This is a genomic window from Streptomyces sp. NPDC006798 (assembly GCF_040635975.1).
Classification (GTDB): domain Bacteria; phylum Actinomycetota; class Actinomycetes; order Streptomycetales; family Streptomycetaceae; genus Streptomyces.
The window spans coordinates 1-21,324 of sequence record NZ_JBEYIS010000005.1 but is presented as its reverse complement, the minus strand read 5'-3'; the positions used below and the strand labels follow the sequence as shown (position 1 = coordinate 21,324).

The 21,324-nt window shown below is 71.0% G+C and carries 17 protein-coding genes; 12 read left to right on the top strand and 5 right to left on the bottom strand.

The annotated features are described in order from the left end of the window. The first annotated feature begins 88 nt into the window (after positions 1 to 88). The 10 genes from ABZ714_RS04560 to ABZ714_RS04515 all read left to right on the top strand — a co-directional run bounded on the left by ABZ714_RS04560 (position 89) and on the right by ABZ714_RS04515 (position 12,519). Entirely contained in the window at positions 89 to 3,043 is a 2,955-nt protein-coding gene (locus ABZ714_RS04560) for a M14 family zinc carboxypeptidase (protein WP_358823661.1), read from the top strand. A 216-nt stretch (positions 3,044 to 3,259) separates the two neighbouring features. Continuing rightward, the gene (gap, locus tag ABZ714_RS04555) at positions 3,260 to 4,267 is read left to right on the top strand and encodes a type I glyceraldehyde-3-phosphate dehydrogenase (protein WP_358823660.1); all 1,008 of its coding nucleotides are present in this window, start codon (positions 3,260 to 3,262) and stop codon (positions 4,265 to 4,267) included. Positions 4,268 to 4,435: 168 nt separating this feature from the next. Next, on the top strand, positions 4,436 to 5,647 hold the full coding sequence (locus tag ABZ714_RS04550; RefSeq protein WP_358823659.1) for a phosphoglycerate kinase: 1,212 nt from the start codon (positions 4,436 to 4,438) through the stop codon (positions 5,645 to 5,647). Positions 5,648 to 5,655: 8 nt separating this feature from the next. Further along, entirely contained in the window at positions 5,656 to 6,432 is a 777-nt protein-coding gene (tpiA, locus tag ABZ714_RS04545; RefSeq protein WP_358823658.1) for a triose-phosphate isomerase, read from the top strand. A 113-nt stretch (positions 6,433 to 6,545) separates the two neighbouring features. Further along, a complete protein-coding gene (secG, locus tag ABZ714_RS04540; protein WP_358823657.1) occupies positions 6,546 to 6,782 on the top strand; it encodes a preprotein translocase subunit SecG in 237 nt (78 codons plus the stop codon). Between the two features lie 144 nt (positions 6,783 to 6,926). Beyond that, on the top strand, positions 6,927 to 7,262 hold the full coding sequence (locus tag ABZ714_RS04535) for an RNA polymerase-binding protein RbpA (protein WP_358823656.1): 336 nt from the start codon (positions 6,927 to 6,929) through the stop codon (positions 7,260 to 7,262). A gap of 488 nt (positions 7,263 to 7,750) precedes the next feature. Next, on the top strand, positions 7,751 to 9,403 hold the full coding sequence (gene pgi, locus ABZ714_RS04530) for a glucose-6-phosphate isomerase (protein ID WP_358823655.1): 1,653 nt from the start codon (positions 7,751 to 7,753) through the stop codon (positions 9,401 to 9,403). Between the two features lie 4 nt (positions 9,404 to 9,407). Further along, positions 9,408 to 9,911, top strand: a complete 504-nt coding sequence (locus tag ABZ714_RS04525; RefSeq protein WP_358823654.1) for a PH domain-containing protein — start codon at positions 9,408 to 9,410, stop codon at positions 9,909 to 9,911. Further along, on the top strand, positions 9,908 to 11,542 hold the full coding sequence (locus ABZ714_RS04520; protein ID WP_358823653.1) for a PH domain-containing protein: 1,635 nt from the start codon (positions 9,908 to 9,910) through the stop codon (positions 11,540 to 11,542). Before ABZ714_RS04525 ends, ABZ714_RS04520 begins: the two co-directional genes overlap by 4 nt. Before the next feature lie 56 nt (positions 11,543 to 11,598). Next, positions 11,599 to 12,519 carry a poly-gamma-glutamate hydrolase family protein gene (locus ABZ714_RS04515; RefSeq protein WP_358823652.1) on the top strand — a complete coding sequence of 307 codons (921 nt, stop codon included), beginning with the start codon at positions 11,599 to 11,601 and terminating at the stop codon, positions 12,517 to 12,519. Between the two features lie 88 nt (positions 12,520 to 12,607). Here ABZ714_RS04515 and pgl read toward each other — a convergent pair whose 3' ends face one another. Genes pgl through tkt form a run of 5 tightly spaced genes read right to left on the bottom strand, consistent with a single transcriptional unit; the run spans position 12,608 to position 19,253 of the window. Next, positions 12,608 to 13,393, bottom strand: coding sequence for a 6-phosphogluconolactonase (pgl, locus tag ABZ714_RS04510; protein ID WP_358823651.1), 786 nt, complete (start codon positions 13,391 to 13,393; stop codon positions 12,608 to 12,610). After that, the gene (gene opcA, locus ABZ714_RS04505; RefSeq protein WP_358823650.1) at positions 13,390 to 14,475 is read right to left on the bottom strand and encodes a glucose-6-phosphate dehydrogenase assembly protein OpcA; all 1,086 of its coding nucleotides are present in this window, start codon (positions 14,473 to 14,475) and stop codon (positions 13,390 to 13,392) included. Before opcA ends, pgl begins: the two co-directional genes overlap by 4 nt. Then, a complete protein-coding gene (gene zwf, locus ABZ714_RS04500; RefSeq protein ID WP_358823649.1) occupies positions 14,472 to 16,004 on the bottom strand; it encodes a glucose-6-phosphate dehydrogenase in 1,533 nt (510 codons plus the stop codon). The genes opcA and zwf overlap by 4 nt, the downstream gene beginning before the upstream one ends. A 5-nt stretch (positions 16,005 to 16,009) precedes the next feature. After that, positions 16,010 to 17,131, bottom strand: coding sequence for a transaldolase (gene tal / locus ABZ714_RS04495; protein ID WP_358823648.1), 1,122 nt, complete (start codon positions 17,129 to 17,131; stop codon positions 16,010 to 16,012). Between the two features lie 34 nt (positions 17,132 to 17,165). After that, a complete protein-coding gene (gene tkt / locus ABZ714_RS04490; RefSeq protein ID WP_358823647.1) occupies positions 17,166 to 19,253 on the bottom strand; it encodes a transketolase in 2,088 nt (695 codons plus the stop codon). 418 nt (positions 19,254 to 19,671) lie between these two features. Here tkt and ABZ714_RS04485 point away from each other — a divergent pair, with 418 nt between their 5' ends. Beyond that, positions 19,672 to 20,646 (top strand): heme o synthase, encoded by a 975-nt coding sequence (locus ABZ714_RS04485; RefSeq protein ID WP_358823646.1) that lies wholly within the window; start codon positions 19,672 to 19,674, stop codon positions 20,644 to 20,646. A gap of 157 nt (positions 20,647 to 20,803) precedes the next feature. Then, positions 20,804 to 21,139 carry a hypothetical protein gene (locus ABZ714_RS04480; protein ID WP_358823645.1) on the top strand — a complete coding sequence of 112 codons (336 nt, stop codon included), beginning with the start codon at positions 20,804 to 20,806 and terminating at the stop codon, positions 21,137 to 21,139. Positions 21,140 to 21,324: the final 185 nt, after the last annotated feature.

Below are 21,324 nucleotides of genomic sequence, written 5' to 3'. Positions count from 1 at the left end.
ACCGGCCCTCATCCCTTGACATGGTCATTGAGGGTCAACAGTCTTGCTCCCGTTCGCTTTCTGGCACGCACACCAGTAAGGGGGGCTCATGAGACGCAGAGCGAGATCCTTGCTCGCCGCGGCATCGCTGCTGGCCGCGACGCTCGCGGCGGCACCTTTCGCCCAGGCGCAGGCGGGGGACGGGGCAGGGGAGGGGGACGGCCTGTCGGTATGGCGGGCGACCGTCACCAAGGAACAGGTGCCGCTGCTGCTCGCGGCGGGCGCCGACGGCCATGAACTCAGCGAGCGGGTACCCGACCGGGGCACCGCCACCGTCGAGCTGTACCTGACCGACCGGCAAGCCGGTGAACTGCGCGAACAGGGCGTCGGCGTCAAGGAACACACCCTCTCCGCCGCCGCCCGGAAGCGGGTCGCCGCCGCCGGAGACGGGGTCTACCGCCCGTACGGCGGGGAGAACGGGCTGAAGAACGAGATCGTCGCCGCCGCCCAGGCGAACCCGGCGATCACCAAGGCCGTGAGCATCGGCAAGTCCGTCAAGGGCCAGGACATCCTCGCCCTGAAGATCAGCCGGAACGCCAAGACCGTCCGGGACGGCACCAAGCCCGCCACGCTCTACCTCTCCAACCAGCACGCCCGGGAGTGGATCACCCCGGAGATGACCCGGCGGCTGATGCACCACTATCTGGAGAACTACGGCAAGGACCCCCGGATCACCCGGCTGATCGACAGCTCCGAGCTGTGGTTCGTGCTCTCGGCCAACCCCGACGGCTACGACTACACCTTCACCGGGACCGCCGAGCGCCAGTGGCGCAAGAACCTCCGCGACAACGACGGCGACGGCCGGATCGCCCCCGGCGACGGCGTCGACCTCAACCGCAACTTCTCGTACAAGTGGGGCTACGACAACGAGGGTTCGTCCCCCGACCCGTACGACGAGACCTACCGCGGCTCCGGACCCGGCTCGGAGCCCGAGACCAAGGCGGTCGACGCCTTCCAGAAGCGCATCGGCTTCCAGTACGGGATCAACTACCACTCCGCGGCCGAGCTGATCCTCTACGGCGTCGGCTGGCAGGTCGCCACCAAGACCCCCGACGACGTCGCGTACGAGACGATCGCCGGCACCCCCGCTAACCCCGGGATCCCCGGCTACCGCCCCCAGGTGTCGTCCGAGCTGTACATCACCAACGGCGAGGCGGACGGGCACGCGGCCAATGTCAACGGGATGATGATGTTCACCCCGGAGATGTCGACCTGCGCCACCGCGTCCCGGGTCGATCCGAACGACCAGTGGAACGCCGCCGACTGCGCCTCGGTCTTCACCTTTCCGGACGACGAGAAGCTGATCCAGCAGGAGTTCGCGAAGAACATCCCCTTCGCGCTCGCGGTCGCCGAGAGCTCCCTCACCCCGGACCGGCCGGTGTCGCCGACCGGCGCGACGGCCCCCGACTTCACCCCGGACCCGTTCACCGTCTCGTACGCCCGCGGCGGTGACCAGGAGGTCTCGGTCGTCGCCAACCGGAACCTGCGGGACAAGGAACTGAACTACCGGGTCAACGGCGGCCGGGTCCACGACGAGGACCTCGAACCGTGGCGCGGCGGCGAGACCTACGGCGGCGAGGACAACATCCGCTTCGACGAATACCGCGCCGAGGTCGAGCACGGGGACGTCGGCGACCGGGTCGAGGTCTGGTTCACCGGCCGGACCAGGGAGGGCAAGCGGGTCTCCAGCACGCCCTTCGCCTACACCGTCGCCGAACGGCCCGTGGCCGACGCGCTGGTGATCGCCGAGGAGGGCGGCACCGCCCCGGCGCGGAACGCCGGCCTCTACACCGAGGCCCTGGCGAAGAACAAGAAGCGCGCCGCCGTCTGGGACGTCGCCACCCAGGGCACCCCGCATCCGCTGGGCGTACTCGCCCACTTCGACACGGCCGTCTGGTACACCGGCGCCGCGGCCCCGTCCTGGGCCACCACCAAGGCGGTCCGGGCCTATCTCAACGAGGGCGGCAAGCTCGTCACCACCGGCGAGCGGGCGGGCGGCAACGCCAACCTGGGCCGGGCGGTCAGCGACGACTTCGCCCAGTACTACCTGGGCGCGTCCGGCCGGGCCTCCCTCGCCGGGGTGAACTCCTTCGCGGGCTCCGGACCCCTTTCGGGTGCCACCGCGACCCTCGGGGACGCCCCCGGGAACCCGCTGAACGCGGCGGGCGCGTACACCATCACCTCCGACACCCTGCCCCCGGCCGAGTTCCCGCAGTTCCGCGGTGCCGCCGCGGGCGACTATCCGGGCGTACGGATGCCGTTCTCGCCGTACGAGGGCGCGTACTACGCGGTGGCCGCCCACCGCAACGCCTCCTGGCAGCGGCTCACCCGGACCGTCGACCTCACCGGTACCACGGCCGCCGACGCCCCGAAGCTCACCACCCGGCTCAGCTTCAACACCGAGCCCGGGTACGACAACGCGGTCGTCGAGGTCCGTACCGTCGGCCAGGAGGACTGGACGACCCTGCCCGACCTGAACGGCGGAACGTCCACCACCGTTCCGGCCGAGTGCGACCGGGCCTTCTACATCAACCAGCATCCGCATCTGCGGCACTACCTGACCCTCGGCCCGGACGCCTGCGCGTCCACCGGGACGACCGGCGCGTGGCACGCCTTCACCGGTGCCTCCGACGGCTGGAAGGCGGCCGCGTTCGATCTGAGCGCCTACGCGGGCAAGCGGATCGAGCTGCACGTCTCGTACGTCACCGATCCCAGCGACGGCGGCCGCGGGGTCTTCGTCGACGACACCCGGCTGGTCACCGCGGGCGGCGAGCAGGCGGACGGCGGCTTCGAGACGTCCCTCGGCCCGTGGACCGTCACGGCCCCGCCGGCCGGCAGCCCCGCGCCGCGCGGCAACTGGGACCGGGCGGGCGATCTCTATCCGTCGGCGTCGGCCGTCACGACCCGTGACACCGTGCTGATCGGATTCGGACTCGAACACGTGCCCGATGCCGCCGAACGCGGGCGGCTGGTCGGAAAGGCCCTGAAGGCGCTGCGGCGCTGACCGGACCGGCCGGACTGACCGACAGTAGTCGGAACTGAAGATTCCGTTTGTTGCGGCGGCGGGCCGTCCCTCTCCGGGGGGTACGGCCCGCCGTCGACGCGTACCGGCCGTCCGATGTCACTCCGGGGCGCCCGTGGAGGTAGGGTCGTAAGCGGTCGGGGACATCCCATACAGCTCGCCGGCGACGAGCCGGCACACCAACGAGGAGATCGGTTCGTGACGATCCGCGTAGGCATCAACGGCTTTGGCCGCATCGGTCGTAACTACTTCCGCGCGCTGCTGGAGCAGGGTGCAGACATCGAGATCGTGGCTGTCAACGACCTGGGTGACACCGCGACCACCGCGCATCTGCTGAAGTACGACACCATCCTGGGCCGCCTCAAGGCCGAGGTGTCGCACACCGCCGACACCATCACCGTCGGTGGTCGCACCATCAAGGTGCTCTCCGAGCGCAACCCGGCGGACATCCCCTGGGGTGAGCTGGGCGTCGACATCGTGATCGAGTCGACCGGCATCTTCACCAAGAAGGCGGACGCCGAGAAGCACCTGGCGGGCGGCGCGAAGAAGGTCCTCATCTCGGCTCCGGCCAGCGACGAGGACATCACCGTCGTCATGGGTGTCAACCAGGACAAGTACGACCCCGCGCAGCACAACATCATCTCGAACGCGTCCTGCACCACCAACTGTGTGGCGCCGATGGCCAAGGTCCTCGACGAGAACTTCGGCATCGTCCGCGGAATGATGACCACGGTCCACGCGTACACCAACGACCAGCGGATCCTGGACTTCCCGCACAAGGACCTGCGCCGCGCCCGGGCCGCCGCGGAGAACATCATCCCGACCACGACGGGCGCCGCCAAGGCCACCGCCCTGGTCCTCCCGCAGCTCAAGGGCAAGCTGGACGGCATCGCCATGCGCGTCCCGGTCCCCACCGGCTCCGCCACCGACCTGGTCGTCGAGCTCTCCCGCGAGGTCACCAAGGACGAGGTCAACGCCGCGTTCAAGAAGGCCGCCGAGGGCGAGCTGCAGGGCGTCCTGACGTACACCGAGGACCCGATCGTCTCCTCGGACATCGTCAGCGACCCCGCGTCCTGCACCTTCGACTCGTCGCTGACGATGGTCCAGGAGGGCAACTCGGTCAAGATCCTCGGCTGGTACGACAACGAGTGGGGCTACTCCAACCGCCTCGTCGACCTGACCGTCTTCGTCGGCAACCAGCTCTGAGCACTCAGCCGGCTCCGACCGCTCTGGGAGTACGACACGGCTCGGCCCCGCACAGCCCGGCACAGTACGGCTATCAGAGCACCACGAAGTGAGCGAGAGGGCTCGGACGGCGCAGCGCAGCGCCGCCCGGGCCCCCTCGCGCGTCCAGCCCTTCCGAGGAGACCGTCCATGAAGACGATCGACCAGCTGTTGGCCGACGGGGTCAGCGGCAAGCGGGTATTCGTCCGCGCCGATCTCAATGTGCCGCTCGACGGCACCACCATCACCGACGACGGCCGGATCCGCGCCGTCGCCCCCACCATCGCCCGGCTGGCCGAAGCCGGCGCCCGGGTGGTCGTCGCCTCCCACCTCGGCCGCCCCAAGGGCGCCCCGGACCCGGCGTTCTCGCTGGCTCCCGCCGCCGCCCGGCTGGGCGAGATCCTCGGCGCCCCGGTCGCCTTCGCCACCGACACGGTCGGCGACGCGGCCCGCGCCGCGGTGGACGGTCTGGCCGACGGGCAGGTCGCGGTGGTCGAGAACCTCCGCTTCAACCCCGGCGAGACCAGCAAGGACGACGCCGAGCGCGGCGCCTTCGCGGACCAGCTGGCCGCCCTGGCCGATGTCTACGTGGGCGACGGCTTCGGCGCCGTCCACCGCAAGCACGCCTCCGTCTACGATCTGCCCGCCCGGCTGCCGCACGCGGTCGGCGATCTGATCGCCACCGAGGTCCGCGTCCTGAAGCGGCTCACCGAGGACGTCTCCCGGCCGTACGCCGTGGTCCTCGGCGGCGCCAAGGTCTCCGACAAGCTCGGGGTGATCGACAACCTGCTGGGCAAGGCCGACCGCATCCTGATCGGCGGCGGCATGGCCTATACCTTCCTCAAGGCCCAGGGCTTCGAGGTCGGCACCTCGCTGCTCCAGGAGGACCAGGTCCCGGTCGTCCAGGAGTACCTGAAGCGCGCCGAGGCGGCCGGTGTGGAGTTCGTACTCCCCGTCGACGTCCTGGTCGCCCCCGGATTCCCGGACCTCAAGACCAAGGCCCCGGCCAACCCCACCACCGTCGCCGCGGACGCCATCCCGGCCGACCAGGAGGGGCTGGACATCGGTCCCGAGACCTGCAAGCTGTACGCATCGAAGCTCGCCGACGCGGCCACCGTCTTCTGGAACGGTCCGATGGGCGTCTTCGAGCACCCCGACTACGCCGAGGGCACCCGGGCCGTGGCCCGGGCCCTCGCCGACTCCCCGGCCTTCTCCGTGGTCGGCGGCGGTGACTCCGCCGCCGCCGTACGGACCCTGGGCTTCGACGCCGACGCGTTCGGCCACATCTCGACCGGCGGCGGTGCCAGCCTCGAATACCTCGAGGGCAAGACGCTGCCCGGCCTCGCCGCACTGGAGGACTGATCACTCTCATGACCACCCGCACCCCGCTGATGGCGGGCAACTGGAAGATGAACCTCAACCACCTGGAGGCCATCGCCCACGTCCAGAAGCTCGCCTTCGCCCTCGCCGACAAGGACTACGACGCCGTGGAGGTCGCGGTCCTGCCGCCCTTCACCGATCTGCGTTCCGTCCAGACCCTGGTCGACGGCGACAAGCTCCGGATCGGCTACGGCGCCCAGGACATCTCGGCCCAGGACTCCGGCGCCTACACCGGAGAGATCTCCGGCTCGATGCTGGCCAAGCTGAAGTGCTCGTACGTCGCCGTCGGCCACTCCGAGCGCCGCCAGTACCACAACGAGTCGGACGAGCTGTGCAACGCCAAGGTGAAGGCCGCCTTCCGGCACGGCATCACCCCGATCCTCTGCGTCGGCGAGGGCCTGGACGTCCGCAAGGCCGGAAACCAGGTCGCGCACACCCTCGCCCAGGTCGACGGCGGACTGAAGGACGTCCCCGCCGAGCAGGCCGAGACGATCGTCATCGCCTACGAGCCCGTCTGGGCCATCGGCACCGGTGAGGTCGCCACCCCCGAGGACGCCCAGGAGGTCTGCGGGGCGATCCGCGGCCGGCTGGCCGAGCTGTACTCGCCGGAGCTGGCCGACAAGGTCCGGATCCAGTACGGCGGCTCCGTGAAGTCCGGGAACGTCGCCGCGATCATGGCCCAGCCCGATGTGGACGGCGCCCTGGTCGGCGGTGCGGCCCTCGACGTGGACGAGTTCGTCAAGATCGTCCGCTTCCGCGACCAGTGAGTATGCGGTAGCGCCGATCCGTCGTACCCTTGCGGGGACCCCGGGCCGTGTCCGGCCGGGGTCCCCGCAGTCACCAGACCATCCAGAGAATTGCCAGGAAGTAGGGTCCAGCCGTGGTTATGGGGTTCTCGATCGCCCTGATCGTCTTCAGCCTGCTGCTGATGCTGCTCGTGCTGATGCACAAGGGGAAGGGCGGCGGCCTCTCCGACATGTTCGGCGGCGGTATGCAGTCGTCCGTCGGCGGCTCCTCGGTCGCCGAGCGCAACCTGGACCGGATCACCGTCGTGATCGGTCTGCTCTGGTTCGCCTGCATCGTCGTACTCGGCCTGCTGATGAAGCTGGACAACTGACACCCCCGCCACCCGGCCGGGAACAGATCGGCCCACGGGTGTAACTCCAACGACTGGACGGGCGTTGGGCCTTACGTAGACTGGGGCACCGCGGCGCAGCCGCTGTGAGACGCTGTGCAGCACCATCACGCAGGGAGTTACACCGTGGCAAGTGGCAACGCGATCCGGGGGAGCCGGGTCGGGGCGGGGCCGATGGGCGAGGCCGAGCGCGGCGAGTCCGCGCCGCGTCTGCGCATCTCCTTCTGGTGCTCCAACGGGCACGAGACGCAGCCGAGCTTCGCCAGCGACGCGCAGGTCCCCGACGTCTGGGACTGCCCGCGCTGTGGGTTCCCGGCCGGTCAGGACCAGGACAACCCACCGGACCCGCCGCGCACCGAGCCGTACAAGACCCATCTCGCCTATGTGCGGGAGCGGCGGAGCGACGCGGACGGCGAGGCCATCCTCGCCGAGGCGCTCGCCAAACTGCGCGGCGAGATCTAGGCCGTGTCCTGAAAGTTTCGTCTGGCCCGCGACGCCCGGCACGCACAATCTCCCCCTGTGCCCTACGGGCACGGGAGGTACCCACGGCGTTGCCGGGATTTCCCCAGTACGTCCGGTACGAGGGAAACCGCCCCCTGGCTTCGCCGGGGGACCCCCACCGCCGTCGCGAATTCGCACGCACCGGACGCCGCGGGCCCCGCCCTCCGGGCGGACGGCGCTACTTTCCGGACACGGCCCAGGACTTCGATCCGGCCGGGACACCCATGAGGTGTCCCGGCCGGATTTTTTCACGGGCTTCCGGGGTTGACCGGGATGCCCGGTTGTCAGTGCCGTCGCCTACGGTTCTGTATCAGGCGAACACGGAGCGTCATCGCGTCGGATCCGGTGGCGGGCGTCCGCCGTGCTCACCTCGCCGCCCCTGGTTGATCAACTAGGTTGGAGGCGGTGGGGCGCAAGGCAGGCACAAGACGAAGTGAGCTGATGTCCGAGTGATCGAAGAAGGCCGTACCCGGCTCAATCAGACGCCCGAGTGGACCGCGCTCGGCAAGCACCGCGAGCAGTTGGGCGACACCCGTCTGCGGGAGCTGTTCGCCGCCGACCCCGACCGCGGCCGCCGCTACACCCTGCGCGTCGGCGACCTCCGGATCGACTACGCCAAGCAACTGGTCACGGACGAGACCCTGGAGCTGCTGCGGGAGCTGGCGGAGGCGACCGGTGTCGCCGGGCTCCGGGACGCCATGTTCCGCGGCGAGAAGATCAACACCACCGAGGACCGGGCCGTTCTGCACACCGCCCTGCGGGCCCCCCGCGACGCCGTGATCGAGGTCGACGGGGAGAACGTGGTGCCCGGCGTCCACGCGGTGCTGGAGAAGATGGCCGCCTTCTCGGAGCGGATCCGCTCCGGGGCGTGGACCGGCCACACCGGACGCCCGATCAGAAATGTGGTCAATATCGGGATCGGCGGCTCCGACCTCGGCCCCGCCATGGCCTACGAGGCGCTGCGCGCCTACACCGACCGCGAACTGACGTTCCGTTTCGTCTCCAATGTCGACGGCGCCGACCTCCACGAGGCGGTCCGCGACCTCGACCCGGCCGAGACGCTCTTCGTCATCGCTTCCAAGACCTTCACCACCATCGAGACCATCACCAACGCCACCTCCGCCCGCCGCTGGCTGCTCGACGGGCTGAACGCCGGTCAGGACGCCGTCGCCCGGCACTTCGTGGCGCTCTCCACCAATGGGGAGAAGGTCACCGACTTCGGGATCGACCCGGAGAACATGTTCGAGTTCTGGGACTGGGTCGGCGGGCGGTACTCCTTCGACTCCGCCATCGGGCTCTCCCTGATGATCGCGATCGGACCGGAGCGGTTCCGTGAGCTGCTCGACGGCTTCCACCTGGTCGACGAGCACTTCCGGACGGCCCCGCCGGAGGAGAACGCGCCGCTGCTGCTGGGTCTGCTGGGTATCTGGTACGGCGCGTTCTTCGACGCCCAGTCGCATGCCGTGCTGCCGTACTCGCACTACCTGAGCCGTTTCACCGCCTATCTCCAGCAGCTCGACATGGAGTCCAACGGCAAGTCCGTGGACCGGGCGGGCCGGCCGGTGGAATGGCAGACCGGGCCCGTGGTGTGGGGCACGCCCGGTACCAACGGGCAGCATGCCTACTACCAGTTGATCCATCAGGGCACCAAGGTCATTCCGGCGGACTTCATCGGCTTCGCCCGGCCCGTCGGCGAGCTGGCGCCGGGACCGGCCGCCCAGCACGATCTGCTGATGGCCAACTTCTTCGCCCAGACCCAGGCCCTGGCCTTCGGCAAGACGTCCGACGAGGTACGGGCCGAGGGCGTGCCGGCGGAGCTGGTGCCGCACAAGACCTTCCGGGGGAACCATCCGACGACGACGATCCTGGCGGACGAGCTGACCCCGTCCGTACTGGGTCAGCTGATCGCGCTCTACGAGCACAAGGTCTTCGTCCAGGGCGCGGTGTGGCAGATCGACTCCTTCGACCAGTGGGGCGTCGAGCTGGGCAAGGTCCTCGCCAAGCGGATCGAGCCGGTACTGACCGAGGGCACCGGAGGGGAGGGGCTCGACAGCTCGACCGCCGCCCTGACCGCCGCGTACCGGGAGCTGAGGGGGCGCTGAGCCGATGGATCAGGGGGGAACGGCGGTCCGGCTGCGGCCGCCCCGCGAACGGCTCGACGCCCGTGCCGTGGGCTGGTGGCGGACGCAGTGGCTGGTGGCGCTGCTGGGGCTGGGAGGAATCCCGGCGCTGCTGGGGCTGCTGATCGAACCGGCGCGGTTCTGGCTGCTGCTGTCGGCGGCCGTGCTGGGCGGGCCGTGTCTGATCGGGGCCCTCGTCTTCCCGTCCTGGTGGTTCCGGGTACACCGCTGGGAGGTGACGGACGAGGCGGTGTACGTCAGAACCGGTGCCTTCTGGCAGGAGTGGCGGATCGCCCCGATGTCCCGGATCCAGACCGTCGACACCCTCCGGGGCCCGCTGGAGCGGTACTTCGGACTCGCCACCCTCACCGTCACCACGGCCTCGTCCCAGGGGCCGGTGAAGATCGTGGGGCTCGGTCATCGGACGGCGGCCGAACTGGCGGAGCGGCTGACCCTGATCACCCGGGCGACCGCCGGGGACGCGACATGACCGCCGAGGCGTCCGGCCCGGCCGGACCCACCGGGACGTCCGAGGCACCCGAGCCACCCGAGGTGCCCGTGACGGTGGAGCCCGGAACCGATTGGCACCGGCTGGACCGGCGGACGCTGCTGGTCACCGCCGCCGTGATGACCGGTGTCGCCGGGGGCGTCGTCCTCCCCGTACTGCTGGGACTCTCCTCCGGCGCCTGGTTCGGCAGCGGGCCGCGCCGGGGGATCGGCCTCGTCCTGCTCTTCACCGGCGCCGTGCTGCTGGTCGCCGGGGCCGTGATCGCCGAGTACCTCACCTGGCGGCACACCCGCTACCGGATCGGGCCCGACCGGGTCGATCTGCACAGCGGACTGCTGCTGGTGAAGCGGCGGTCCCTGGCCCGGGAGCGGATCCGCAGCGTCGACATCACCGCCCATCCGCTGCTGCGGATCCTGGGCCTGGTGAAGGTCAGGATCGGGACGGGCGAGAGCAGCGGCGGCAAGGAGTCGTCCCTGGAGCTGAACCCGGTCGCCCGGGCCGAGGGCGACCGGCTGCGGGCCGAACTGCTCGACCGGCCCGCCGAGCCGTCCGCCGCCACGGCCGACGGCGCGCTGGCCCGGTTCGACCCCCGCTGGATCCGGTACGCGCCCCCGGCCTTCCCGACCCTCGTCCTGGGCGCCGCGGCGGCCGGTGCCCTGATGCAGCTCAGCGACTGGTTCGGGGTCCAGAACGAGGTGATCTCCACCATCGGGGACCTCTTCGCCGGGGTATCGATCACCTTGATGGTCCTCGCCCTGGCACTCGCGGCCCTGATCGCCGGGGCGGTGGGGTCGCTCGGCCTCTGGGTCGAGATGTGGTGGAACTACCGGCTGGAGAGGGAGCCGGGCGGGGTGCTGCGGGTCCGCCGGGGGCTGTTCACCACCCGGTCGATATCCGTCGAGGAGCGGCGGCTGCGGGGCATCGAGCTGGTGGAGCCGCTGGGGGTACGGGGCTTCGGCGCGGCCCGGGTCGACGCCATCGCCACCGGGCTCGCCAAGGAGGGCGACGCCGACCACGAGGACCTGCACATACTGCTGCCGGTCGCGCCCCGGGCGGTCGCCGACGAGGTGGCGGCGCTGGTGCTCCGGGAGCCCGGGACACCGACCGCCGCGCCGCTGACCGCCCATCCCCGGGCGGCCCGGTCCCGGCGGCTGCGGTGGGCCCTGGGGAGCGCGGCGGCCCCGGCCGTCGTCCTGGCGGGCCTCGGCCTCTGGCTGACACCGGTCCTGCTGTACATCGCCGCCGGTTACGCGGTGGTGGCGCTGCCGCTCGCCGTATCGCTCGCCCGCGACGCGTACCGCAGCCTCGGCCACACCGTCTCGGGCCGCTATCTGGTGACCCGCTCCGGCACCATGGCCCGGCGTACGGTTGCCCTCCGGCGGAGCGGGGTGATCGGCTGGACCATCACCCGGTCGCTGTTCCAGCGCCGGGCCGGGCTGATCACCCTCACCGCGACCACGGCGGCCGGAGCGGGCGGCTACTCGGTCCACGACACCGCCGAGGGCGAGGGCCTGCTCTTCGCGGCGGAGGCGGTGCCCGGGCTGCTGGCGCCGTTTCTGGAACCGGTCCCCGCCCCGGACGGAACCCGAAGCTCCGGTGCCGGCGGGGCATGACCGGGTGATAGCCCGGTAAAGGTGTGGTGACCATGGAATCGGTTGAGGATCACCCCATGACTGACACCAGCCGACGTTCGGTACTGACCGCCGCGCTCGCCACCGCCGCCGGGACCACCGGGATCCTGGCCGCCGGACCGGGAACCGCCGTCGCCGCCCCGGCTGCGCCCGGCGCCGCTCCCGCCGGAGCGGGGGCCGGGTACGCCACCCTGTCCGGGTACACCAAGTACTCCCAGATCTACCAGGACACGGCCCGTATCGAGGGCACCGACTACGGGCGGCGCTTCAAGCGGCATGAGCGGGTGGACGCCACCTTCCCCGGGAAGGTACAGCTGCCCGGGACCTCGGTGATCGCCCTGCACGGCGGCGGGATCGAGCCCGGCACGTCCGAAGTGGCGCTGGGGGTCGCGGGCTACCACCCCAAGGGCCTGGTCCCGACCGGAGCGGCCACGGACCCCCGCTACGACTACTGGATGTTCGAGGGGCTGCTCGGCCAGGGACAGAACGCCGCGCTCCATGTCACCTCCACCGGCTGCGACGACTACCACGCGCTGGGGCTGACCGAGGGCAGTCTCAATGTGGTGAGCGTCCACGGCTGTACGGCGAACCAGCAGGGCGCTCCCGGCTACGGACTCGTACTCGGCGGGCTCAACCAGCAGTTCAAGGAGCTGGTGGCGGAGGAACTGGCGACCCTGAACAGCGGTCTGCCGGCCCCGGCCATCGTGGTCGTCGACGGTTCGCAGGCCCCCGAACTCGGCGGCGTCTCACTGAACAACCCGTGCAACCGGACCCTGTTGAAGCAGGGGGTCCAGTTGGAGCTGACCAACACCCTGCGGGACTCCCTCTTCGACGACCCCTCCACCCGGACCAGCCGGGCCAATACCGTCAATGCCCGGTTCTGGGCCTTCACCGGGGCCATCAGGGCGGCGATCGTCCGGCTGGAGGCGGCTCAGGCGGCGGCGAAGACCGCGCCCTGAGCCGGGCCGCTACCGGCGGGAACGACCGAGGACCCGGACACCGTGGCGGTGTCCGGGCCCTCGGGCCGTACCGAAGTGCCGATACCCCTCAGGCGGAGGCCGGGGGGTACAGCTCGCGCGGAAGCTGGGCCGCGGCGGCGGTGTCCAGCAGCCAGAGGGTGCGGGACCTGCCGCGGGCGCCGGCCGCCGGGGCCTGGAGTTCACCGGCCCCGGAGAGGGCGATCGCCACGGCGTTCGCCTTGTCCTCGCCCGCTGCCAGCAGCCAGACCTCGCGGGCCGCCCGGATCGCCGGGAGGGTCAGGGAGATCCGGGTCGGCGGGGGCTTCGGGGAGCCGTGCACCCCGACGACCGTACGGTCCGTCTCCCGGACGGCGGGGTGCTCCGGGAAGAGCGACGCCACATGGGTGTCCGGGCCGACGCCCAGCATCAGGACGTCGAACGTGGGCACCGGGCCGTGGTCCTCCGGTCCGGCGGCGGCGGCGAGTCCGGCCGCGTACGCCGCCGCTGCCGCCTCCACGTCGTTGCCGTACGGACCGTCCGACGCGGCCATGGGATGCACCCGGGCCGGGTCGACCGGAACGTGGTCCAGCAGCGCCGCCCGGGCCTGGGTGGCGTTGCGTTCCGGGTCCCCCTCGGGGAGGAACCTTTCATCGCCCCACCAGATGTCGAGCCGCTGCCAGTCCACCGCGTCCCGGGCCGGGGAGGACCCCAGCGCCGCCAGCAGACCGTTGCCGTTGCGCCCGCCCGTGAGGACCACGGACGCGGTGCCGCGGGCGGCCTGGGCGTCCACGATCCGGGTGATCAGCCGGGCCGCCGCGGCCTGGGCCATCAGCTCCTTGTCCCGGTGGACCACCAGCTGCGGGGCTCCGGTCACTTGGCCGCCGCCTTCTTCGCCGCGGTCTTCCGTGCCGAGGGCTTCCCCGCCGGAGTCGCCGGAGTCGCCGGAGCGGCCGCGGTGGCCTCCGCTTCCGCCTCGGCCGCCTTCGCCGCCGCCGCGATCTCCGACACGTCCGCCGAGCCGCCGGGCCCGCCGTCACCGAGCCGGTCCACCCCGTACCGCAGGGCGGAGGCATAGGTGTCGTCCGGGTCCAGCCGCCGCAGCTCCTCCGCGATCAGCTCGGCGGTCTCCCGGCGCTTCAGCGCCACCGCCCGGTCGGGCTGCCCCTGGATGGAGAGGTTCGCCAGGGCGCCGTCGGCCCGGTCGAGCACGATCGGACCGCAGTCCGTCTCCATCCGTACGGCGGTCAGTCCGGGACCGGGGGAGTGGGTGCGCCGTACGGGCACCCCCAGCCGGTCCGCCAGCCACATCGCCAGCAGCTCCACGCTCGGATTGAACTCCTCGCCCTCCACCTCGACCGCGGTGACCTCGCAGACCACCTGGTCCAGCGCGGCGGCCAGCATGGAGCGCCAGGGCGTGATCCGGGTCCACGACAGATCCGTGTCGCCCGGGGTGTACGCCTCCGCCCGCTTCTTCAGCTCGCCGATGGGATCCTCGGCGGCGTAGGTGTCGGTGACCCGGCGCTGGGCCAGCGCGCCCAGCGGGTCGTTCGCCGGGTCCAGCGGGGCGTTGACCGGCCACCAGACCACCACCGGGGCGTCCGGCAGCAGCAGCGGCAGCACTACCGACTGGGCGTGCTCGGTGACCTCGCCGTACAGCCGCAGGACGACGGTCTCGCCGGTGCCCGCGTCGGCCCCGACCCGGACCTCGGCGTCGAGCCGGGTCTGGGCGCGGTCGCGCGGGGTGCGGGAGACCCGCTTGATGACCACCAGGGTGCGGGAGGGGTGCTCGCGCGACGCCTCGTTGGCGGCCCGCAGCGCGTCGTAGGCGTTCTCCTCGTCGGTGACGATGACCAGGGTGAGCACCATGCCGACGGCCGGCGTACCGATCGCCCGGCGCCCCTGCACCAGCGCCTTGTTGATCTTGCCGGAGGTGGTGTCCGTAAGGTCGATCTTCATGGCCGGCGCCAGCTCCGTCCGTCTCGTGCGAGCATTTCGTCCGCCTCGACCGGGCCCCAGGTGCCGGACGGATACTGGGCCGGCTTGCCGTGGGCGTCCCAGTACTGCTCGATCGGGTCGAGGATCTTCCACGACAGCTCGACCTCCTCGACCCGGGGAAAGAGGTTGGAGTCGCCGAGCAGCACATCGAGGATCAGCCGCTCGTACGCCTCCGGGCTGGACTCGGTGAACGACTCGCCGTAGGCGAAGTCCATCGAGACGTCCCGTACCTCCATCGAGGTCCCCGGCACCTTGGAGCCGAACCGCATGGTCACACCCTCGTCCGGCTGGACCCGGATGACCAGGGCGTTCTGCCCCAGCTCCTCGGTCGCGGTGTGGTCGAAGGGGGAGTGCGGGGCGCGCTGGAAGACCACCGCGATCTCGGTGACCCGGCGCCCCAGCCGCTTGCCGGTCCGCAGATAGAACGGCACCCCGGCCCAGCGGCGGTTGTCGATCTCCAGCTTGACCGCGGCGTAGGTGTCGGTCTTGGAGTCCGGGTCGATGCCGTCCTCCTGGAGGTAGCCGACGGCCTTCTCGCCGCCCTGCCACCCGGCCGCGTACTGACCGCGTACGGTGGTGGCGCCCAGGTCCCTCGGCACCTTCACCGCACCCAGGACCTTGGTCTTCTCCGCCGCCAGCGCGTCCGCGTCGAAGGAGGCGGGCTCCTCCATCGCGGTCAGCGCCAGCAGCTGGAGCAGATGGTTCTGGATGACGTCACGGGCGGCGCCGATGCCGTCGTAGTACCCGGCCCGGCCGCCGATACCGATGTCCTCGGCCATCGTGATCTGGACGTGGTCGACATAGGACCGGTTCCAGATCGGCTCGAAGAGCGTATTGGCGAAGCGGAGCGCCAGGATGTTCTGGACGGTCTCCTTGCCGAGGTAGTGGTCGATCCGGAAGACCTCGTTCGGCGGGAAGACCTCGTGCACCACCTGGTTCAGCTCCACGGCGGACGCCAGATCGTGCCCGAACGGCTTCTCGATCACCGCCCGGCGCCAGGAGCCTTCCCCCTGGTCGGCCAGCCCGTGCTTCTTCAGCTGCTGGACGACCTTCGGGAAGAACTTCGGCGGCACCGACAGATAGAAGGCGAAGTTGCCCCCGGTGCCCTGCGCCTGGTCCAGCTCGGCGATCGTCTTCTTCAGCGTCTCGAAGGCGTCGTCGTCGTCGAAGTCGCCCTGCACGAACCGCATGCCCTGGTTGAGCTGCTGCCAGACCTCCTCGCGGAAGGGGGTCCTGGCGTGCTCCTTGACCGCGTCGTGGACCTCCTGGGCGAAGTCCTCGTCCTGCCACTCCCGGCGGGCGAAGCCCACCAGGGAGAAGCCCGGGGGCAGCAGCCCCCGGTTGGCCAGGTCGTAGACGGCCGGCATCAGCTTCTTGCGCGACAGATCGCCGGTGACCCCGAAGATCACCAGGCCCGACGGCCCCGCGATCCGCGGGAGCCGTCGGTCCGCCGGGTCGCGCAGCGGATTGGCCGCGGGTGAACCGGACACGGTGGTCAGCCCTCCGACGGTACGAGGCGGGCCAGCGCCGCCTCGGTCGATGCGAGCAGGTCGTTCCAGGCCGCCTCGAACTTCTCGACGCCGTCGTCCTCCAGCAGCTGGACGACCTCGTCGTACGAGACACCGAGCGCGGCCACGGCCGCCAGATCGGCGCGCGCGGCGTCGTACCGGCCGCGGACCGTGTCACCGGTGATCTCGCCGTGGTCGGCGGTGGCCTCCAGCGTCGCCTCCGGCATGGTGTTCACCGTGCCCGGGGCGACCAGCTCGTCCACGTACAGCGTGTCCTTGTAGGCCGGGTCCTTGACACCGGTGGAGGCCCACAGCGGGCGCTGCTTGTTGGCCTGGAGCCGGTCGAGGGCGGCCCACCGGTCGGAGCCGAAGACCTCCTCGTACGCCTCGTACGCCAGCCGGGCGTTGGCCAGCGCCGCCTTGCCGCGGGCCGCCTTCGCCTCCGGGGAGCCCAGCGCGTCCAGCCGCTTGTCGATCTCGGCGTCCACCCGGGAGACGAAGAACGACGCCACCGAATGGATCTTCGACAGATCCAGACCCCGCTCCGCGGCCTTCTCCAGACCGGCCAGGTAGGCGTCCATCACCTCGCGGTAACGCTCCAGCGAGAAGATCAGCGTGACATTGACGCTGATACCCAGGCCGATGGTCTCGGTGATGGCCGGCAGGCCCGCCCGGGTCGCCGGGATCTTGATCAGGGTGTTGGGGCGGTCGACCAGCCAGGCCAGCTGCTTGGCCTCGGCGACGGTCGCCTCGGTGTGATGGGCGAGCCGGGGGTCCACCTCGATGGAGACCCGGCCGTCCTGGCCGCCGGTGGCGTCGAACACGGGACGGAGGATGTCCGCCGCGTCCCGGACGTCCGCCGTGGTGATCATGCGGATGGCTTCCTCGACGGTCACCTTCCGGACGGCCAGCTCCCGCAGCTGCTGCTCGTAGCCGTCACCACCGCTGATCGCCTTCTGGAAGATCGACGGGTTGGTGGTCACACCCACCACATGCTGCTGATCGATCAGTTCGGCCAGATTGCCGGAGGTGATCCGCTTGCGGGACAGGTCGTCCAGCCAGATCGCCACGCCTTCGTCGGTGAGGCGCTTGAGCGCGTCTTCTGTCATCGAAAAACAACTCCTGAAGTCACTTGTAGTCGCGTCAGCGCTGGACGGCGGCGAGAGATTCCCGGGCGGCGGCGGCCACCGCTTCGGCGGTGAGGCCGAACTCCCGGTAGAGGACCTTTCCGTCCGCCGAGGCACCGAAGTGCTCCAGCGACACGATCCGGCCCGCGTCCCCGGTGTACCGGTGCCAGGTCAGCCCGATACCCGCCTCGACGGCCACCCGCGCCCGCACCGACGGCGGCAGAACCGCGTCCTGGTACGCCTGGTCCTGCTCCTCGAACCACTCCACCGACGGCATCGAGACCACCCGGGTCGGCACGCCGGCCGCCTGGAGCTCGTCCCGGGCCGCGACGGCGAGCTGGACCTCGGAACCCGTACCGATCAGTACGACCTCCGGGGCGCCGCCCTCGGCCTCGAACAGGACATAGCCGCCGCGGGCCGCGTCCTCGTTCCGAGCGTAGGTCGGCACACCCTGCCGGGTCAGCGCCAGGCCGTGCGGGGCGCCCACGCCGAACTCCTTCGTCCAGCGCCGCAGGATCTCGCGCCAGGCGACCACGGTCTCGTTGGCGTCCGCCGGACGGACCACGTTCAGACCCGGGATGGCCCGCAGCGACGCCAGGTGCTCCACCGGCTGGTGGGTCGGGCCGTCCTCGCCCAGACCGATCGAGTCATGGGTCCAGACGTACGTCACCGGCAGATGCATCAGGGCCGAGAGCCGGACCGCGTTCCGCATGTAGTCCGAGAAGACCAGGAACGTCCCGCCGAAGATCCGGGTGTTGCCGTGCAGCGCGATGCCGTTCATCTCGGCGGCCATCGAGTGCTCGCGGATGCCGAAGTGGATGGTCCGGCCGTACGGGTCGGCCTCCGGCAGCGGATTGCCCTCGGGCAGGAACGACGACGTCTTGTCGATGGTGGTGTTGTTGGAGCCCGCGAGGTCGGCCGAGCCGCCCCACAGCTCCGGGATCACCGCGCCCAGCGACTGGAGGATCTTCCCGGAGGCGGCCCGGGTGGCGACCGAGGTACCGGCCTCGAAGTCCGGCAGCGCGTCCTCCCAGCCGGCGGGCAGCTCGCCCGCCCGGATCCGGTCGAACTCGGCGGCCCGCTCCGGGTTCGCCGTCCGCCAGGCGGCGAGGCCCTTCTCCCACTCGGCCCGCGCCTCACGGCCCCGGTCCAGCGCCTCACGGGTGTGCCCGATGACCGCGTCCGAGACCTCGAAGCTCTGCTCCGGGTCGAAGTCGAGCACCCGCTTGGTGGCCGCGACCTCCTCGTCGCCCAGCGCCGAGCCGTGCGCGGCCTCGGTGTTCTGGGCGTGCGGGGCGGGCCAGGCGATGATCGACCGGGCGGCGATGAAGGAGGGCCGGTCGGTGACGGCCTGCGCGGCGCGGAAGGCCTCGTACAGCCCCTCGGGGTCGAGGTCGCCGTTCTCCTTCGCCGCCACGCGCTGGACGTGCCAGCCGTACGCCTCGTACCGCTTGAGGGTGTCCTCGGAGACCGCGGTCTCGGTGTCGCCCTCGATGGAGATGTGGTTGTCGTCCCAGAGCAGCACCAGGTTGCCGAGCTTCTGGTGTCCGGCCAGCGACGACGCCTCGGCCGCGATGCCCTCCTGGAGGCAGCCGTCCCCGGCGATCACCCAGATGGTGTGGTCGAAGGGGGAGGTGCCGGGGGCGGCGTCCGGGTCGAACAGGCCGCGCTCGTAGCGGGCGGCCATCGCCATGCCCACCGCGTTGGCCACGCCCTGGCCGAGCGGCCCCGTGGTGGTCTCCACTCCGGCGGTGTGGCCGTACTCGGGGTGGCCCGGGGTCTTGGAGCCCCAGGTGCGGAAAGCCTTGAGGTCATCCAGCTCCAGACCGTATCCGGCCAGGTAGAGCTGGGTGTAGAGGGTCAGCGACGAGTGGCCCGCCGAGAGCACGAACCGGTCCCGGCCGGTCCAGTCGGCGTCCGCCGGGTCGTGCCGCATGACCTTCTGGAAGAGGAGGTAGGCGGCGGGTGCGAGGCTCATGGCCGTACCGGGGTGGCCGTTGCCGACCTTCTGTACGGCGTCCATGGCCAGAACCCGGGCGGTGTCGACGGCCCGCTGGTCCAGATCGGTCCACTCGAGGTCTGTGGTGGTCGGCTTGGTGCTCACCCTGGCTCAGGGCTCCTTTCCGCATGTTCTCCACATGGCGTGTACCCGGTGACGAGGAATGCACCGGGTGTGGCCGAGCCTACCCTTGGGACCGACCGGCGGTTTTCGGCCGAGAAGCCCCGCCGGCGCCGCAGGACGCCACGGCGTCCTCCTGCCAGCCTGCCGCCAACGGGGGGACTTCGCCTCCCGGCGCCGCCGCGGCCCCCGGGCGGGCGCGTCCGGGGACGCCAGAGGACGTCAGGGGGACGGGCCCGGGGCGGCCCGGGCCGTCCGGCGAGACGCCGCACAACACGACCCACCCCCGTGCGAGGCGAGAGAAAGGCAGCCTCTAGAGTGGCGTGGTACGCGCAAGTCTCAAGGGTCTTCCAACGCGCTGTCATGCGTCCGGGACTTGCTGGAATCTTCCTCAGGGGTGTGCGTGACGGCCGTCGATTCCCGTCCAGCGGGTGAGGGCACCACCCGCCCCGAGCGGACCGCGGGGACGCCCGGTACGAGCCGGGGCGACCGGACGTTCGGGGCCCGGGTCATGGGGTTCGTGGCGCTGACGAAGCCGCGGATCATCGAGCTGCTGCTCATCACCACAGTGCCGGTGATGTTCCTCGCCGCGCAAGGGGTGCCCGACCTGTGGCTCGTCCTGGCCACCTGTACGGGCGGATATCTCTCCGCGGGCGGCGCCAACGCGCTCAATATGTACATCGACCGGGACATCGACGCCCTGATGACCAGGACGGCCCACCGCCCCCTGGTCACCGGCCTGGTCTCGCCGCGTGAGGGCCTGGTCTTCGGCCTCGCCCTCGCCGTGGTCTCCACCCTCTGGTTCGGCCTCCTGGTCAACTGGCTCTCCGCCTGGCTCTCCCTGAGCGCACTCCTGTTCTATGTGGTCGTCTACACGATGCTGCTGAAGCGGCGCACCACGCAGAACATCGTCTGGGGCGGGATCGCCGGCTGTCTGCCGGTGCTGATCGGCTGGTCCGCGGTGACCAACTCGATGTCCTGGGCCGCGGTCGTCCTCTTCCTGGTGATCTTCTTCTGGACCCCACCGCACTACTGGCCGCTCTCCATGAAGGTCCGTGAGGACTACGCCCGGGTCGGCGTCCCGATGCTGCCCGTGGTCGCCTCCAACAAGGTCGTGGCCCGCCAGATCGTGCTCTACAGCTGGGTGATGGTGGCGGTCTCCCTGCTGCTCACCCCGATGGGCTACACCGGCTGGTTCTACACCGCGGTGGCGCTGATCGCGGGCGGCTGGTGGCTCTGGGAGGCCCATGCCCTCCAGGCCCGCGCGAAGGCGGGAGTGACCGGGGCGAAGCTCAAGGAGATGCGGCTCTTCCACTGGTCCATCACCTATGTGTCGCTGCTCTTCGTGGCGGTCGCGGTGGACCCCTTCCTGCGCTGAGAGCCGGTCGCCGAAACCCTGACAGTCGCCGAGGGGCGGACCTGACCGGTCCGCCCCTCGGCCGTTTCCCCGCTGCCCTTCCGGCCGGACGGTACGTGGTTCACACCACGCCCCGGCGCCATGGCCACCGCCGATTACCCGTACGTAACATCGGGCCATGACCGACGCAGCAGACGCAGACACCAAGCGCGCGGACCGCAAGGCCGCCCGGCTCGCCCGTGAGATCACCGCCTTCGCGAAGAAGCACGGCGGCGCGGAGGGGCAGCTCGCCCATATCGGCCGGGCGGGCACCCGGATCGTCCTGGTCGGCTCCGACGGCGCCTGGGGCGATCTGGTGGCCCCGAGCCATCCGGTGGCCGAGGCGGCGGCCGGGAAGGCGGGGATCGCCCTGCACGACTCCTTCGACGGCGAGTTCGCGGCGAGGGTGCGGACCGGGCCGTACGAATGGACCCGGATGGCGGGGATCCAGCTCGGCGGCCCGTCCAACGGCTGAGCCCGGTGGTACCGGCCCCGGCGCCGGTGGCACGGACGGCTGTACGGACGGCTCCACAGACGGCGGCGCGGACGGCTACGACGACGGCGGGCCGGAACCACGATCTCCGTGGTTCCCATGTGCGGGGAACGCAGGTTCCGCGCCCGCCTGACATTACATGGGGTGACCCGTTGGTCACGCCTCCG

What these genes read in the sequence shown, in the direction of transcription:
- ABZ714_RS04560 (WP_358823661.1), top strand. Translation starts at nt 89, where the DNA reads ATGAGACGCAGAGCGAGATCCTTGCTCGCCGCGGCATCGCTGCTGGCC.
- ABZ714_RS04550 (WP_358823659.1), top strand. Translation starts at nt 4,436, where the DNA reads ATGAAGACGATCGACCAGCTGTTGGCCGACGGGGTCAGCGGCAAGCGG.
- tpiA (WP_358823658.1), top strand. Translation starts at nt 5,656, where the DNA reads ATGACCACCCGCACCCCGCTGATGGCGGGCAACTGGAAGATGAACCTC.
- ABZ714_RS04525 (WP_358823654.1), top strand. Translation starts at nt 9,408, where the DNA reads ATGGATCAGGGGGGAACGGCGGTCCGGCTGCGGCCGCCCCGCGAACGG.
- ABZ714_RS04520 (WP_358823653.1), top strand. Translation starts at nt 9,908, where the DNA reads ATGACCGCCGAGGCGTCCGGCCCGGCCGGACCCACCGGGACGTCCGAG.
- ABZ714_RS04515 (WP_358823652.1), top strand. Translation starts at nt 11,599, where the DNA reads ATGACTGACACCAGCCGACGTTCGGTACTGACCGCCGCGCTCGCCACC.
- opcA (WP_358823650.1), bottom strand. Translation starts at nt 14,475, where the DNA reads ATGAAGATCGACCTTACGGACACCACCTCCGGCAAGATCAACAAGGCG.
- tal (WP_358823648.1), bottom strand. Translation starts at nt 17,131, where the DNA reads ATGACAGAAGACGCGCTCAAGCGCCTCACCGACGAAGGCGTGGCGATC.
- ABZ714_RS04480 (WP_358823645.1), top strand. Translation starts at nt 20,804, where the DNA reads ATGACCGACGCAGCAGACGCAGACACCAAGCGCGCGGACCGCAAGGCC.